The sequence below is a fragment of the Xenorhabdus sp. XBWT genome, from assembly GCF_059072735.1.
In genome coordinates, this window is record NZ_CM180990.1 from 2,518,673 (window position 1) to 2,536,915 (window position 18,243).

Below are 18,243 nucleotides of genomic sequence, written 5' to 3' on the forward strand. Positions count from 1 at the left end.
TCATTGTTCTTACTTATCAACACCAAGTCGTTGGGCTAGGAATACATTTCGGTGGATGAGGGGGCAATCCCGGTGTCATCAATGATTGATAACTAATACCCGTATTGAGTAACTGATAACGCAAACCACTTGGGCAGGTGGTGGCACCATCCATCGCCTGAGTGATATCAATTGTCACCCCAAAAGCGACATTAACCGGTTGTAATGTATTGTCAGCCGCAATGCGGATGATACGTAATGGCGATCCACCACAAACTTGCAGATGGTTATTGCCGACCTCGCTCACCCGAATCACAATAAAGCCACAATATCCTCGGTAACTCAGATCGGTGTTCTGCGGCTGGTTGGAGATAACCCAATATTGATCATTTTGTTTTTCGCTGATTTTAGCATTAGGCAGCAGGCTATAGCCGTTATCAGTAAATACCTGACGCAATCCCATTGATATCACGCCACTATCTAATGAACTCATCAGCTCAAGCGCCGCACTGAACAAGGGAACGCCGGTAAACTTCTTACCTGCGCCCTCAAGCGGCAAAGCTACCGCGCCATTAGTCAGATTAGCGCCGGTCAATTTAGCTTCAGTAAAGATAGTGCCCTGAATTGAAGCAAAGGCCAGAGATGCCGGTTTAAGACCTTGAGTTGGTTCCAACATTGCCTTGCTGAAGTTGGTATTCACCAGATTAGCATAGGCCAAATTTGCACCATATAACCGTGCCTGAGTGAAATTCATTGTCGCTAAATTAGCATTCGACAAATTGACTTGTTCCAGATTGGCGTTATCAGCTCTGGCATCGCTGCCGTACCAATGCGCGCCGGACATATCAACCGCATACAGATTAGCGCCCGTCAGGATAGCATTAGGCATAAATGTGTTGGCAAGAATTGCCGCATTACCACCATTATCTTGAGCAACGTTTAATTGCCCGTTCTGATAGTGAATAAATAACGGTCTACCCTCATGTTCAACCAACCAGTTTTGGCCCGGCTGACGAACCAACACCTCTGCCTGACCGTTGATCAACATCTTTCCCTGATACAGCATTTGACATAATTGTTCGGGCAGTTGCTGATGATCCAACGATTGAGCATCAGCTCCATCCAAATGTGTCACTGTGGATAAAGCGCCAAATTGAGCGCCAGTTAAATTAACATTCTTCAGACTCGCATTGGACAAATTCGCCCCTACTAAGGAGACATTCCCCAAGACAGTGGCACCAGCCAGATTGGCACCGACCAGAATGGCACCATTAAGTGACGTATTATCCAGATTTACTTTCTGCATCGACGCCATCAGGAATATGACTTGATCCAACTTTTGACCGCTCAGATTAACCCCATCCATCTGCGCCTGAGTAAAATCAGTTTTGGCGGTAATCGTGGCATCAACCAGATCCATCCCTGTCAGCACCGTTGCTAATAAGGTACTGTCGCTAAGGTTAAGCTGACTATAACCGGTGGTTAACGATAACCGGGCGTTGGTCAGATTAGCGCTACTGAAATTAACATGATTGATATTCGCCCCAGTAAAATCCGTCCCTACTAACGTGGCTTGACTAAAATTCGAAGTCTGCAAAGTGGTATTTTGTAAATTTACCAGCGTCATGATCGCCCCGGTAAAGTTGCAGGAAGCCAGACTGGCACCGTTTAGATCAACATTGACCAGATTCGCCTGCGATAAATCAGCATTCTCCATTATCACCGAAGGTAACAACGCACCAGAGAAATCCGCCCCCGGCGCTTTTAGACGATTCAATACCGGTTGACCGCCACTGCTTTTACAGCCGCGAAAAATGGCATTTGGCAGCTCAGCATCAGGCATATTGGTATCGCTACCCACGATACACTTTTCAAAAAGCGCATTTTTACCATGAACATGCGTTAGATCAGTCTTACTTAAATCACAACCACTCAAATTGCAATCATCAACTTTGATATTAGTTAAATCAGCGCCAAGCAATGTCGAACCACGCAGATCGGCATTGGACAAATCGACAGCCATCATCACCATTTCATTCAAATTCTCTCCGGCGAGATAGGCAAAACGCAGATCGGCTCCCATTGCTCCCCAGTCTTTAAGATATTCCAGGCTGTTTGTCACTATGGTACGAGTAAATTGGGCTGACAGAGGCGGACTGCTAGTGACTGCCTGCCAAATCAGCCCAGATTGTTGCGCCACCAAATAGCTGTCACCACTATTACTGATACGGCGCAGGCGAAATCCAGATCCTCCTACTTCTTCCAACCGGATCTCAGCAACCGTACCATCGCGCGGTTGATTAGCTTGAGGAGTATTACCGCTCGCAGCCAAATATCGACCATTGCCCGCCTGTAACCAAAAGCCAGTAACGCCATAAGCATTAATCATTTGATTAATCGCCCCTGATTGCTTGGCTGACAGCCCAAGCGTACCATCCGCCTGAACAGTAATCAGTTGGCCAGAAGCCGCTGCAAATTGCCATTTGCCAGCAAAAGATCTGGATTCGCTCATGTCATTATCCTCGCAGCAAGTGATTTACAGAAACCTTCCCAGCTCTCCCAGCCTGACCACCGCTGGCACTAATCCCTCCAATACCATATTCTCCATCGGATGCATGAGAACCGTCACCATTTACCCCGCCGCGCCCGGCAATCCCCCCGGCACCACCGGGCTGACCGAGTCCTCCATTCCCGCCATTAGAAGTGGCAGATACTGGTTTTGGTAAGCTAGTCTGGTTATATCTAACCCAAACATTACCGCCCTCGCCGCCATCCCCTCCATTGCCGCCATTGCCACCATTGCCACCGTTACCGCCGATACCCCCCGGCTTGCCTGACGATAACGAATTACCACGGCCACCATTACCGCCATCCCCCCCATTGCCACCGTAACCCGCTATGCCACCATCACCGCCATTACCGCCATTATTGCTAATCCGTGCGACACTCTGTACGTCAAAACGGGTACAACGCAGGGCAAACCACCAGCTAGAACCGGATTGACCATTCAGGCCACTCTGACCAGATTGACCATCTCCACCAGGGCTACCGGCAGTGGGTGGCTTACGACGAGAAGCATTCTGGCCATCAGCACCTCGTTGACCATCAGCGCCATTGGCTCCATCAGCACCATTCACACCGTTAGTACCCAAAATTTGAATATCTGCGACCATAACTCCTCCTTGCGGTTATTGTTTTTTGCCGTTGACATAAATTGCACCGATAGCACCGGCTTTTCCGGCAGCTCCTGTGGTACCCGATGAACCACTACTACCTGGGGCACCACCGGTACTACCTGTACCACCACCACCGCCAGCACCACCAGAGCCACCAGTGCCGCCTTTACCACCAGTGCCGCCAATCGCCCTGGACTGGAACGTCGCACTTCCGCCTTCCTGGTAAGTAAAATAGATGTTACCGCCGTCACCCGCATTACCACCATTACCACTGTTACCACCGTTGCCGCCATTACCCCCTTTGCCACCCTTTCCAGCGCTACATTCGCTGGTAGAAGCACCGCCATTCCCTCCTTTTCCACCACCACCACCATTACCACCGTTACCGCCATTACCACCATTACCACCTTGTGTCAGCATACTCACAAAGCCGCTCAGGGTACCTGTTTTAAAATTAATATCATTCGCATTGCCGCCTTTTTCACCATCACTTCCTCTGGCGCCATCAGTACCATTGCCACCAGCGGTACCGTCCGTAGCCTGCCTTGCACAGGAGTTTTTATTATCTTGACCAGCATTGCCATTGCTGCCGTCTCTTCCAGAAGAACCATTGTTTCCGCCCCCACCATCGCCTCCATTACCGCCAATATTTTCGATGTTCGGGCCATCATTATCACCCGGAGTTAGATATGGTTTTGGGGAGACGACTTCATTCGCTTCAACCGTACCATTGGTCAAATAAATAATCTTACCGCCGGGTTCAATCGTTATCTTATTAAACGTCAAATTAACAGGTTCACCATGGCTATCTTTATTTCCAATAATCAGTGGGTTACTGGCAGTGACAACAATATCTTCACCACTGTATAACGCGACTTTCATCGGAAAACGTTTAGCGTTCAGAATATCCTCATAATCTTTGACTAAAGGAGAATATCCATAGATATAAGCACGGAAAGCTTTACATATATCAACATGATTACCGGTGACATTCGCCAACCGTTCAGCTGAATAGGGTTCAGGTAATGGATGATGCGGTTCCATTCCGCCTGGGCCATACTCACTGTCAGGCACCCCGCCAAGCTCCTTCAACTCCTGTATAGTCTGTACAGTAAAAAACTCGGGTGGCACCGTAGCCATTTTGGGATCGTGAGAAAATATTACCGGCCCGTCAAAGTCCGAAGTTTTCAATTGTTTTGGCTGCCGCTCTGCATCGGTCAAATGATAATGCTCACGCAACATAGCCAAAGTTTCGTCAACAGATTTCATTTTATTCATGGGTATTCTCCTGAGTTTGGGTATAAGTTTGCACATTTAAGATCACATTAGCGTCACATATCAGTTGTCCACCCTGTTCAAGCACCAGCGTGTCTACCGCTACCACAATCGGCTGTGAATTTGAGCTGCTAATTTCCAAAATCTCACCATTAGCAATCACCAATTTTCCAATCACAAAAACATCAACGGTTGCCGGAAATGCTATCGGCGCTTCAACCGGGGGGATACCAGAAAGGATCAACAGCTCCGCTGCTGACGACACATTTGACTGATGAGATGGGGCCAGTGACTGCGGATCATCTGGCCGTAAAGAGCCTTGCGACGAAGATGGAATAACGACTGTCTCCGTTACATCGCTCTCTGAGAGACCTAATAATTGCAAGACCGCTTTAAATCCTGAACTATAACTTTTTAATAACATATTTTTCTCCGAGAAACTGTAGACAGAAATAATCTGCAAATTATCGCCATCTACTGTAGAAATGACCGGGTAACGGGTATCAACATCGGTAATGATGAAATAACCATTGTTATTGATAGTTTCGATAGTCGCCTGATGACTAAGAGGGTGTTTGTTCTCAGCAAAAAATGCACGGATTTTGTCCATATCGTGTTGCTGGAATATCGGTAATTGATCGATACCTAAATCAAATATCGGTGTGGTTGGTCTCCACTGGCTGATTTGTGGTTGAGTACGTTGATTTTCACCCAGGAACTTGCCGTAATTCATCGCCACCAGAGTACGGAATTTATCTATCACCAGATGCGCAGCAACAATATACTGACGTTTAGTCGGATCAGGCGTTAATGTCGGATCAGGGACAGTGACCAAGAACTTACCGTCAGGCTCATAGATATCAAGGATATAATCCGTTGGATCACGTCCTTCATTACGGTATGACAAGACATAAATATATCCTTTAGACTCGACCGCCACATCCAAATAAGTTATTCCCTCTGGCTTATTCAGCGGCATGTAGGACAGATAATCAGCGACTATAATTTCAGCCGGATTCGTTACATCAAGGGTTAACAACCAAGAGCGGGCGCCAGCAAGATCATCAATTTGCCATTTGACACCTTGACCGATAGCGATAACCTGCACATTACTCAAATCGTTATATACGGATACCGTTGGTCCCTGAGCAATTAGCGTGTAAGTTGCAGGTTTTTGCGGATCATATACCAACCAGCTCTGTCCTTGCTGTATCACATCAACCGTTGTGCTACCAACTGGGTCAATATTACCGTCTGCGGTCTGGTTATAACTCAGATAGATCCCGTCCTCAGCAAAAGCAGCAATAATCTGCTCATCCAGCACTCCGGCATCCAGTGAATGGATAAAGCTCGGATCACTGTTACTAAACAATAATGTCAGCCCTTGTTCACGAAATGCTTGTTGTAATGCAGGAGAGAACATCTGGGCATCCAGTGTTGCCTGGTACTCAGCAGTAGGTAGTTTAAACAGTTTTGCCCCTAGAAAACTTGGGAATGGGTTCCCTTTAGTATCGAACGCCTGAATACGGGTATTGATTGTTTCCAATAATAAGATGCGACCATCTGGCGTGACAGTCAGGGCAATTGGCCCATGAATGAGCCCTTGTCGAATCCCCTCGCCAGAGACAATCTGGGCCGCAGGTGCTTGAGCATCCTGGTAACCCTGATTACCCAACGGCAGGATCTGCATCTTGCTGTATTGCCAACTGACTGCAATAACATAACCGCTCGGATGAACCACCATTGCATCCAGATGAGGAATCGTAAACGATCCCCAAGACAGCGGATTATCCGTCAAACTAAAATCATGTTTGCCGTCGCGCAGGTCCACTCGACGCAAGTGATATTCGCCGAATCGTGAGTCAATAATAAAGTTATAAGGGGTGATGGTTTTGTCGTCCGGCCCTTCGCCAAAACTGTTATAGCTGATCAGGGGTTGTACTTTGAAACCCACTTCAGATAATTTCAAACGCTCATTCAGCGTGTCGTTGCTCAAAGTGGAAATGTTTTGCAACACATACATCTGACCGCTATTTGGAGGACTTGATGGATCTTCCAGTGGGATATTCTGACCGGAAGCCTGGTAGCAATAACCCACCTGATAATCTGAATTCAGTATTGTCATATTGACCAGCTTGCAGATGTTATTACCTACATTGCTGCAATTGGTTGAAGACTGGGTTTCCAACGGCACACTGCCTTTAATCCACTGATACTCTTTTTTATCGCTATCGTAAGACAGCTGTTCCCAATATTCGTATTGCGTCACCTCAGTCAGAGGCACCAACATCTCTTTTATATTGCCACTGACGTGCATAATGCCTTCATTAGGATCGTCTGGTTGCGCATTCAGCAGCTCACTGACGTAGCTCCCCGCTAACCAACCAGTAGCGGAATAAACATTAGCCTTAATTTTCAGGGTTCCACCCCAACCAACCGAATTGAAATTAAAAATTAGCGGCGTATTGGAACCGGTTGTAGGTAATGGAATAGTCTGGGTATAGTAGGTGCCGTTGGTATATTCGACCGTCACCTGGCATTGCACTCCCACCGGCGGCCAGATTGCGGTTTCTGGGCGCCCCACTTCACCATGAGCTGGATCGGGATGCAGGGTAAAAGCCAACGTCATCTGGCGCTTGATATCCACTTCCAAAGTGGCTGGCGTAGAGAGCAATTCCCCTGTAGTCACTGCAATCTGAGCCAAATCTAGCGCAATTGCAGCAATCCTAAACGCCCAACCCACCACAGGAACCGCCTGAGCCGCTGCACTGGCTGCTATCTGAGCTGTCACATAAGTGGCTAACGCTTCCAGTCCTTTTTTAGCCAAAATACCAATGGCAATACTGGCTAAACTGGTGAGTACTTTTTTAGTATTGAATAACGCTGAACCGACAGCGGCACCACCGCCAATCAATGGGAAAGCAATACCTGCTAATATGGCAACGTTATCTTTATTAGAAATAAAATCTTTATACCACTGAGTATTGGTCACTGCGGCGCCAGCCAACATCATCAGAGACGGAATACCGTACTGGAACATACCGGTTAAAATCACACCCGGCCAAACAATTGGGTTATCCCAACGGGAAGTTCCCAAACCGCCAAACAAGAACTTAGCGGCTTGGGCTTCAGCCGGCCAAGGCAAACCAAAATTAGTGGGATCAGTAGGCATCGGAATTCCCATGATCGTATTGACATTAGGCAACACCCCAAGGGCTTTTTGTGATGACGTTTCGAATAATGCCGCCAATTCTTTAGGGAAATAAAACGGCCAATCACCATCAACTGTTGGATTATCGATCGGCTGTTTCATTTCAGTGTCTTTAAAGAATTGAATATAAACACCAAGCTGACGTAAATATTTATTTTTAAAATCAACGGAAAAATGGCTCTGGCCGGGATCGTAACGGATGCTGTCAGGATACACATCCATACCATGATTAGGTGTGCGGTTAGTGGCTGTCCAAATTTGGCTGGTATTTTGCGGAGCACTCAATGCTGAAGCTTGATCTTTGAATTCGGTAACGTCGAGAGACGCACTTTGGCTAACACTCCAGTTATGATTTTGCAAACGGGTATCATTATGTGAAGTTTTCAGCGCATTAGAGGCCGGCGATCCTGAATAATTCTCTGTTTCATCCGATAGATTATATTGCATCACCGGATCACCTTCGGCGAAAATCACCTGCCCATCTTCACCAACCCAGTCAAATTCGTAAACCATCTTGTTGCCATCAGGGTCAACCAATTGGCCATAAGTAGCAAAACCGCTTGTCTCTGTCGCAGGTCCCTGACTCGATATTGATATAGACAATTCATAAACCCGGTTATATTGTTGTGGGTCTATTTCCTGCGGTGGGGTAATATGTGCATTCATCACAATTGATGCTGCATAAGCCTGACTGTTAGACAATTCCGGGTGGGAAAACACAATAGAACAGGCAACCTCCCATGGTGTTTTCACTTCATTAGCCGCAACCAACAAATCGCTACAATGAATAGGGTTTCGTGCTAAATGTTGGCTATTAACACCGAGAGCGCTAAGTTTACCTGGCAAAGCCGCCGCTATATTATTTACGGCCAGTTTTTCTATGTTACGTTTGGCATAACGACGTAAATGAGCATTAGGGATATGGTAAGAAAGATGGTAAAGAACCGGTAACGAAGAACGATAAGGCCCGGATTTATCACCAACCACTTTAATTAGCGTAACGTGATGAGGTAAAAAATAGTGTTCAGGTACCTCCGCGAAATGGCTAATATTGTGTGAACCGTAACGCAGAACCATATCTATTGCAGGATTTTCTCCAGCTGCTCTGGCTAAACTTGACTCATCATGTTCTTGTAACGGTATATTATATTCACCAACCCAAAGGTTTAATTGACTGGATTGGGTACGTAAATGGCCTTGAGCTAGGTCAAAATGTAGAATATGTGTTTTCATTTGGATTTTATCTCTCTAAATGACTATTTTTGTTATCACAATAAATACCCAATAACCGTATACCCCGAAAAAATAATCCCCATGAGAATGAACACATCCTCCTATAAACTTATTTTTTAAATGAGGAATACCTAAAACTAAGTAGAAAAAGATTTATCTACTTTACAAAAATCAATTGAATGTGACATTTAAGCTATACAATTAATAATATTAATGCGATTTCAAGCTTTTTTCATCAGTTAAAAAAGATGTTCATCAGTTAAAAAAGATATTCATGTGGCGCATAGCTAGCTTTCAATGTTAGCTAATTAATGGTTTCAATTTTAAATCTTTATTTTGCGATGTTATTAGTATGAATTAAATTAAGAGTAAAAATAATCATCTAAAATTATAAAACCTATCTTCAATAATAAAGCCAACCTTTAAATAAATTAATCTCATAAATTAAGAGGGCGTTCAGAATTCTGTGTCACGTTAATTTAGCGGTTACAACGTTATCGCATTATCCAAACTCCCTTCAAAGTAAATATGGTTGTGTTGCATTAGGGTTTGAAAGTTATCAGAAAGTCGGTTTGCTGATTTTTTAGGCTGCTAGCAGATAGAATTGTTGTGCCGATGACAATCCTTGCCCTTATGGATGTTGAAACTGCCCTTTGCGTATCATGAAATAGCCCCCTATAGGCGTCGATATTGCAAAACATCTTATACAGGTACACTTCGTTGATGAAAACACTGGCGAAATTGTTGACAAGCAAATTAAGCGAACTGCTTTTCTGGAATACTTTAGCAACCGCGAACCTTGTCTCATTGGTATGGAAGCCTGCGGAGGTTCTCAGTACTGGGCTCGTGAGCTTCAAAAGCTGGGGCATCAGGTCAGATTGCTTAAAGGCCGATTTGTTAAAGCGTTTGTGATGGGTAACAAGAATGACGTGATGGATGCCCGTGCCATCTGGATAGCGGTTCAGCAACCTACCAAATCCATCACTGTCAAGACGGAAGAACGACAGGCAATCCTGGCACTTCACCGGATGCGTCAGCAATTGGTGAAGTTCAGAACCACACAGATAAATGCGCTACACGGTATGTTGCTGGAATTTGGTGAAATGATATTTCTCAAAAAATTATTGATGAGTTTACGCGGATTTCACCGATTGCCTGGACACAGACATTGTTCACGGGGCTATACAACTTTAAGAGAAATAACGGGAAAATTGATGTGGAAGCGATGGCAAGGATATTGAAGTCTCACCTGAAACAGCATTTTTGGCGGGATGACTGATCAGGGTTTTCTCTCAAAGTTTACAGATCTGGGGGTTATTCTACCGTACCCCTAATAGGGTTCAGAGTCTTTTAGTAAAGACTCTGAACAAGCTCTGAAATAATCACAGGAACAGCATCGTGTCGCACTACAAACTCATGGATGGATAAGGCCCAATATACAAAAGCAACATATCATCCACTCATCGCTTAATGTAGCAGAACCCCAATTAGTCATTAATTTTCCCATCTTCTAACTTGATAACACGATCAGCAACATAGAAATAAAAGTCATCATGGCTAATAACAATTACAGTTTTACTACGAGCTTTTAGTTCAGGTAAAAGTTCAGTGTAGAATAATTTTTTAAACACAGGGTCTTGATCCGCAGCCCATTCATCAAACAAATATACTGGACGATCTTCTAAATAGGCAGAAACTAAAGCTAACCTTTTTCTTTGTCCTGTCGAAAGTTCAGTGGTGGAAAATTTACCATCAATAATTTTGACCTTATGACTCATATTTAGTGCGTCAATATAATAAATTGCTTTTTTTGCAGTATCTTTATCTGCATTTAATAATTGATCAAATAAGTGGTAATTGGAAAAAACGACAGAGAAATATTGACGATAGTATTCATTATTAGATTCATTCACCTTCACACCATTAAGCAATATAGAACCAGATTCTTGCTCAAATAAACCAACTAACAGCATGGCAAGAGTAGTTTTACCACTGCCATTACCACCGACAATAAAAATAATATCACCTTGGTTTATTTTTAAATTTAAAGGACCAAGTTTGAATTGACGATCTTCTTTATCTGTAGTGTAGTGGTGTATAACATCTTTTAGATCAATCGTTAAAGGCTTTTCACTCAGGAATGGGTCTGGTGTGTTAAGTTCAAAATTTTTGTGCTTTAATTCATCCAACTGACTGCCAAGTTGATTCATTTTATTTAATGAAATTTCAGCTTCTCTGATTTCTGGAATTGCTCCGATAACCTCGCTAATTGGACCAGTTAAAAATAAAACAATAAGTGCTACTGTCACCAAACTGGCTGGATCCTGAGGTAACCAGATAGGAACAACAAACACAATAATACCAATAATGATATAAAAAGCCACAGAACTTCCATTCAGTACCCATGCATAGCTATTGGTGGCTTTAATACAAATATCTTTGAACTTTCGTGCGTCCTCCGATATGACGTTATCGACAAACATATTTCCTTTTTGTTTATTCAATTTCAGTTCTTTACTTCCATCAATTAAACTCTGGAAATTTAAATATAACTTATCTACCTGATCACGCATTTGACTCATTAGACGTATAGGGCGTTTTTCAAGAATATAAAAAATATACATCGAAAATAAAGAAAGGATAGTCAAAATAATAAATAATTGCCAGGAAATAAACGCCAGATAACCCAGACATGCAATGATCAATGTTATATTTCCGATTGCTGTTGGCGCTAACATAAAAGATTGCACAAAGACATCAACATCTTTAGTTAAAACTGCCAATAAACCATGCCTGCCGAATTTTTGAGTCTTTTTAAAAGATGCTTGTAATATTTTACGACTCAAATTTAAACGTAATGAATAAATTGCTGATTGAGTTAAATGGGATAGCGTGACTTGTGATAAAGTTTTAGTGAAAAAAAAGATAATACACGCACAAAAAAAATCCCAGATTAGAAGTTGAAAACTAACGATTTCTGTAACTCCTTTACTTATTATACCAACAACAGCCGCACCAGAAAAACCACTAACTAGAGCACTTATGGTTGATAATAAAAATAAAATCCAAGATTGACGATACAGGTAAGATATTAGAGTCATAATAAAACCATTAAAAAAATTGTAGTTGAAGTAAATTACATCCTTATTGAGTAACTTGCAATACTATTTATTTTTATGATAAAGTAAAATCGGGAACATTAAATTAAAAAATAAATTAATACAATAGTAATGTTCAGGGCGGGATTCTAATTTGCGTAAAAATTATCCATTTCGCACATATTGATAATTTCTTACATTCAATACGATTTTATTGATAGATTTTGATATCTGGATTGTGTGTTTATCAAGTTTTAAGAGCATTGTTTTTATCCATAATAACCATATAAAAAATGTCTGATCCCGCCCTGTAGTAATGTTCTATGATATTTTCTTTTCTATACCAATTTAACTGCAAAACGCGTGTGGTAGCTTCCCGCTGTGCGAGAAAATATGACTCATCGACATAAATTAATTTCTCTAATTTAGAAGGAAACCTTGGCATAATTGGCTCGGAAATTAAAACAAGTAATGAAACCAAATTTACATCAAAATAATTTTTTGTTAACATCTTATTCACAACATGAATTGTGTCCAATAATAAATTGGCGAGTTTTTTCGTTGAAAAATGATTAATGGATGAAAATACTTTCCATTTTGCCATAATTTCTTTATGGTTCTTCGAGTTAAAATTTTTATATGGCTTCTTTAAATCGATTAGCTTTTTATTAATTATCAATGTCATTCTAATAATGAACTTTTCGGGTATACTCATTTCTTATAAGACAATATATATATTTTTTATCACTTTTACCCTGCACAAAGTGATTCAATTTAATCTAAAAGTGATTTTGGTTCATAGGGTTCTAACCAATTATCTATATGTATGTCTATTGATTCTAAAGGCTCATTAATTTTTTATTTTCCCATGTCTAGTCGAGGTATGGACATTACCTCCTCTGGAAATTTATCTTTAAGATAATATGGATGATTATCTAAATATGAAATCGAATAACATTTTTCTCCTTTTATTTTTTGTGTTCTAGAAAAAACATCAGCGTTTAAATAAACACTTGTTACATCTACTGTATGGAGTTCTTCATTTAGAGCAGGTGGTATTACAGTTATTACAAAATTACTCATGATATATTATTTCTCGATAATAGAAAATCGTGCGTATACGATATAATTATGTATTGTTGGAATTTTATATCGTTACGCATATAAAATATTTTATCTAAAAAAGATTAACATGATTTTTCGTTAATTAAATTTTCATAGCAAGTAAATGCTTTTTCAAGAATTGAAAGTGATTCATTTACTGTTTCAATGCCTACGTTTAATGGAGGCAATAATCGAATGACGGTATCATTTCGGCCTCCAACTTCTATAATTAACCCATTTTGCAATGTTAATTCCTGTATTTTTTTTGCTCCTTTTTCATCGGCATCTTTACATTCGGGGTCCAATATCTCTACCCCTAACATAAGCCCTTTCCCTCGAATTTCGCCAAGAAATGGAAATTTAATTTTCAATGCATTCAGTTTGTCAACTATTATTTGAGATATTTTTACTACATTATCCAATATTTTTTCTTCTTTAATTATTTTTATGGCATTAACCCCTGCACTAAAAGCAAGTTGATTTCCTCTAAATGTGCCAATATGATTTCCTGCCATCCAGTTCTTTAGCTCTTTTTTATAAAACATTAATGATGAAGGAAGTCCTATTCCACTGGTGCCTTTTGATGTGATAAAAATATCAGGTTCTATATCATACTGCTCGAATGCATACCAAGTCCCAGTTCTACCACAACCCGTTTGAATTTCATCAATAATGAGAGGAATGTTGAATTCTCTTGATAATCGATAAACTTTAGAGACAAAAGATTTTTCAGCAACATAAAGTCCTCCTTCTCCTTGTACTAACTCAAGAATAATTGCGGCAATGTTTCCAAGACCTGAATTTGCATCTCTTAATGCAGATTCTAAAAACATTCCAGCATCAAGTTGCTGTGAATTCATAACCCAGCTAGTTTGGGAGTGTGATTCTGAACCAAATGGAAAAAAATGAACGCCTGGCATTAGACCCAAAAAATTTTTTTTCATTTGGCGATTGCCTGTTACTGATAAAGCGCCGTTAGTACATCCATGATACCCACCTCTAAAGCTAATAATTTCCTGATGTCCTGTTGATATTTTGGCTAATTTAATCGCAGCTTCCACTGCATCAGCTCCCGTAGGGCCGCAAAAATGAAGTTTGTAAGAGTTACGAAGATTTTCAGGCAACATATTGATATGAGCTTCAGTAAATGCTTCTTTTATTGGTGTAGGAAAATCTAAACCGAGAGTTAATTTTTTTGCTTGTTTGTATACTTCATCAACTAACTCAGGGTGGGAATGCCCCAATGGTAATGAACCTGCTCCGAGTAAAAAATCGATAAATATATTGCCATCGATATCTTGTACATAAGAGCCATATGCCTTGTCTAAGGCTATTGGTAATCTTTTCGGATAAGATATTGCATCGGATTCCCATTGAATTTGTTTCTGTAAAGCAGCTTTTGATTTTGGTCCAGGAATTGCTGTTTTAATTATTGATTTATCCATTATCCACTCTTATTAAAATTTAAGTTTTCAATCATTCATGCTAGTACTGGATTAACGCAATACATCTATTTTATTTTTTACTACTATGTTGTAAAGAATTTAATTTATTAACTAATTAGTTAATTTATTAGTCAATTTATTCATAAAAAATATTTTAACCTTCAATTGTTACGCGTTAATCAAATAATATGACTATGTGTTTTTGTTATTAATTATTGCTAATAAATGCTTTTGTGTTATCTGTTTTAACTTGCTTTGAAATTAAATTCAAAATAGCATCTTTCTTTACAACATGTTTTTCCTGAAAATTATTAATTTCACTCACCATAATAATATGTAAGGAGAAATTATTAATAACTAATGCATCTAATTATTTCTCTATATAACTATGAGTGGAGGTTATAGTTTTATTATATCAGTTATTATGAACATGAAAAACGGAGCTACAAAGTGAACCATCCTGAAAATATGAAACCATTTTCCTTATCTGAAGCTCAGAATAGTCGTTGGTTTCAATATCAAATTAATCCAACCCAACGCGGAAAAAATAATAGTGCATTTTGTGCGCGGGTTAAGGATTTAACTGTTGAACGTTTAGAAACTGCAATCAATCATCTGATAAAACGGCATCCTATGTTACGGTCTAGCTTTGGGTTATATGATGGCAAGTTAGGATACCGTATTGCAGAGCATGTTGAGATACAGATCCAACGACATGATGCTAAACATCTAGACGAAAATACTCTTCAACAGCAAGTACGCCAAGATTGCTGGCATCCTTTCGATTTGGAATATCCATTACGGGTTTATGTCAGTTGGTATCAATACCATCCCCAAGAAAGCATCATGGTACTCACTTTTGACCATCTGGCAGTTGATGGTTGGTCTTATTGGTTATTATTAGAGGAATTAGGCAATATATTAGCTTCACAAGCCTTAGAGCCAATATCAGAGCATAGTTTTCAAGACTATGTTACATGGCAGCAGCAATGGCTGAATAGTGACAGAGCAAAAAAACAACAAAGTTTCTGGTGTAATAATTTATCGGGTCATCTGAATACACTACAGTGGCCAAACATTAAATGGCCAACAGAAAACGACACGCTTAAAAATACCCCTGCACCATTGACGGATAAGATCACAATTTCCCGTCTAATTCCAGATATATTAGCCAATAAACTCCATGCTATGGCTTCTAAATATGGGAACAGTTTATTTGCTGTTTTTCTGGCTGCGTACCAAATCTTATTGAATCGCTACACAGAGCAGGACGATATTATTATAGGCTCAATGATGCCGGGGCGAAGTCGTGCACATTGGGGAAAATTGGTCGGTGAATTTGTTAATCCAGTCGCATTACGTGGTCAAATTAACGGTGATATGAACGTTCGTGAGCTTATTCTGCAAGCACAGAAAAGCATTCGTCAGGCCATTGAGAATCAAAAATATCCCTTTGCTAAGATACTGGAACAACTCAAGTTACAACGCCATGCAGAAACACACCCCGTTTTCCAGACTTTGATGACTTTTCAACAGCCTCGATATATTGGTGACCTATTATTGTTATGGATGGACGAAGATAATAATACGACGGTACATTGGGGAGGTGCAGAATTACAGCCTTTCTCTTATCCCCTTTATGCTGATACCCCCGTTTCTTTGATGCTTAATATATTGGAGGTTAATACACAAATTCGGTGTTATTTCCATTACGATCCTCAGTTGTTCGATACTGAGTTAGTCCATCAACTCATGACAAATTTCTTCGTTTTACTTACTGCAATGGCTGATAACGAACAACAGAAAATTGACCATTTGCCACTGATGGATGAGCAGGAACGTAAACAAATTCTTTATAATTTCAATACAACAAATAAAGCTTTTCCTCAACAAGCATTGATTCACCAATTAGTGGAACAGCAAGTCACACATACGCCAGACGCAATTGCCCTGATGTATGAAAACCACCAATTAAGTTATGCTGAATTGAACCGACAAGCCAATCAATTAGCTCATGCTTTAGTTGAATTTGGTGTTTGCCCAGATGACCGTATCGCCATTTGTATGAAACGTAGCCCAGATATGGTGGTTGGTTTGTTAGGCATACTCAAAGCCGGTGCCGCCTATGTACCACTTGATCCTGAATATCCCATAGATCGCCTGAATCACATACTCGCGGATAGCAACCCCATACTCGTACTGACGCATCAAGATCTGAAAAGGGACTTACCAAAAACAACTATTCCTGTATGGCTCTGGGGCAGCGACGAATTTCAAACACAAATGGCCGGTCAGGCGGAAAATAATTTGTCAGCCACCAAATTAGGACTGACATCCCACCATTTGGCCTATGTACTCTATACGTCAGGTTCAACCGGTCTACCCAAAGGGGTTATGAATGAACATCGTGGTGTTGTAAATCGTTTGCTATGGGCTAAAGATGAATACCAGTTGAATCAATATGATCGTGTATTGCAAAAAACGCCGTTTAGTTTCGATGTTTCAGTATGGGAATTTTTCCTGCCTTTGCTCTCTGGCGCTCAGTTAGTTATAGCGCGCCCTGATGGTCATAAAGACCCCGGCTATTTGCTGGAAGAAATTGAACTCCGTGGTATTACAACTATTCACTTTGTTCCTTCTATGCTGCACAGTTTCATTCATCATACTCCAGCAAAGCGTTGTCCTTCTTTGCGTCAAATTTTATGCAGCGGAGAAGCATTGTCATACTCTCTGCAACAGAAATGTTTGTCTCATTTACCTCATACTGAGTTGCATAACTTATATGGCCCGACTGAAGCCGCTATCGACGTAACATCCTGGCGTTGTAGATCAGAAAAATATTCTGCTTTAGTACCAATTGGTTACCCTATTGCCAATACAAAAATCTATATTCTCGATAAATATGGACAACCAGTGCCCATCGGCATTGCCGGTGAAATCTATATCGGTGGTATTGGTGTTGCCCGTGGCTATTTAAATCGTCCTAAGTTGACAACAGAACGTTTTATTCCTGATCCATTTAGCAACAACAAAGGAGCAAGAGTCTACAAGACAGGAGACTTAGGACGTTGGTTGCCTGATGGCAGTATCGATTATTTGGGGCGTAATGATTTCCAAGTCAAGATACGCGGAAACCGGATTGAATTAGGCGAAATTGAAACCTGTCTGACTCAATGTGCCGGTGTTCAACACGCTATTATTAGCGTACATGAATACGACGCTACAGATAAACGCTTAGTTGCTTATCTTATACCCGAACCGGATATCACCTTGAGCATTCCCAGGCTGCGGGAACAACTGAACACTCATCTGCCTGATTATATGATCCCCAGTGCATTTGTCATGTTGGATGCTTTTCCATTGACCCCGAATGGTAAGCTGGATCGCCGGGCACTGCCAGTTCCCGACCATTCATCAGTGATCACACAAGAATATGCCGCACCACAAGGTGAGATTGAGGAAAAATTAGCCAATGTTTGGCAAATGCTGTTGAAAATTAATCGCATAGGACGCCATGATAATTTCTTCGAACTTGGCGGAAATTCATTATTAGTCCTACAGCAACAGTCAAGAATATGGGAAATATTTGGTGTAGAACTTTCTGTTCAACAACTATTTTCACATACCTCTCTTAGTCAACTTAAAGCGTGTATTGTCGACGCTCAATTGCTGCAATTTGACGCTGATCTACTAAAAAGTATTTATAAATCAATGAATTAAAT

The 18,243-nt window shown here is 40.9% G+C and carries 9 protein-coding genes and 1 pseudogene; 2 read left to right on the forward strand and 8 right to left on the reverse strand.

Translation table 11 applies throughout. From position 1 onward, the window contains the following. Positions 1-16: 16 nt before the first annotated feature. The 4 genes from AC5JQI_RS11075 to AC5JQI_RS11090 are packed head-to-tail and all read right to left on the reverse strand — an operon-like array spanning position 17 to position 8,874. Positions 17-2,491: a pentapeptide repeat-containing protein gene (locus tag AC5JQI_RS11075; protein ID WP_493912197.1), complete on the reverse strand. Its 2,475-nt coding sequence runs from the start codon at positions 2,489-2,491 to the stop codon at positions 17-19. 4 nt (positions 2,492-2,495) lie between these two features. Next, positions 2,496-3,152 (reverse strand): hypothetical protein, encoded by a 657-nt coding sequence (locus AC5JQI_RS11080; protein WP_493912198.1) that lies wholly within the window; start codon positions 3,150-3,152, stop codon positions 2,496-2,498. Between the two features lie 15 nt (positions 3,153-3,167). Then, a complete protein-coding gene (locus AC5JQI_RS11085; protein ID WP_493912199.1) occupies positions 3,168-4,433 on the reverse strand; it encodes a hypothetical protein in 1,266 nt (421 codons plus the stop codon). Then, positions 4,426-8,874: a hypothetical protein gene (locus AC5JQI_RS11090; RefSeq protein WP_493912200.1), complete on the reverse strand. Its 4,449-nt coding sequence runs from the start codon at positions 8,872-8,874 to the stop codon at positions 4,426-4,428. The genes AC5JQI_RS11085 and AC5JQI_RS11090 overlap by 8 nt, the downstream gene beginning before the upstream one ends. Before the next feature lie 677 nt (positions 8,875-9,551). On the opposite strand from AC5JQI_RS11090, the pseudogene AC5JQI_RS11095 reads away from it, so the two are divergent. Then, positions 9,552-9,983 (forward strand): annotated as a pseudogene (locus AC5JQI_RS11095) (IS110 family RNA-guided transposase); the annotation flags it as partial. Between the two features lie 378 nt (positions 9,984-10,361). On the opposite strand, the gene AC5JQI_RS11100 reads toward AC5JQI_RS11095, so the two are convergent. The 4 genes from AC5JQI_RS11100 to AC5JQI_RS11115 form a co-directional block, all read right to left on the reverse strand. After that, positions 10,362-11,975 (reverse strand): cyclic peptide export ABC transporter, encoded by a 1,614-nt coding sequence (locus AC5JQI_RS11100; RefSeq protein WP_493912201.1) that lies wholly within the window; start codon positions 11,973-11,975, stop codon positions 10,362-10,364. A 244-nt stretch (positions 11,976-12,219) separates the two neighbouring features. Then, a complete protein-coding gene (locus AC5JQI_RS11105) occupies positions 12,220-12,576 on the reverse strand; it encodes a hypothetical protein (RefSeq protein ID WP_493912202.1) in 357 nt (118 codons plus the stop codon). A gap of 254 nt (positions 12,577-12,830) precedes the next feature. Continuing rightward, positions 12,831-13,055 (reverse strand): hypothetical protein, encoded by a 225-nt coding sequence (locus tag AC5JQI_RS11110; protein WP_493912203.1) that lies wholly within the window; start codon positions 13,053-13,055, stop codon positions 12,831-12,833. A gap of 104 nt (positions 13,056-13,159) precedes the next feature. Continuing rightward, on the reverse strand, positions 13,160-14,521 hold the full coding sequence (locus tag AC5JQI_RS11115; protein WP_493912204.1) for an aspartate aminotransferase family protein: 1,362 nt from the start codon (positions 14,519-14,521) through the stop codon (positions 13,160-13,162). 450 nt (positions 14,522-14,971) lie between these two features. Between AC5JQI_RS11115 and AC5JQI_RS11120 the strand changes: the two genes are divergently transcribed. Continuing rightward, complete coding sequence (locus AC5JQI_RS11120) at positions 14,972-18,241, forward strand: non-ribosomal peptide synthetase (protein ID WP_493912205.1); 3,270 nt, start codon at positions 14,972-14,974, stop codon at positions 18,239-18,241. Positions 18,242-18,243 lie beyond the last annotated feature (2 nt).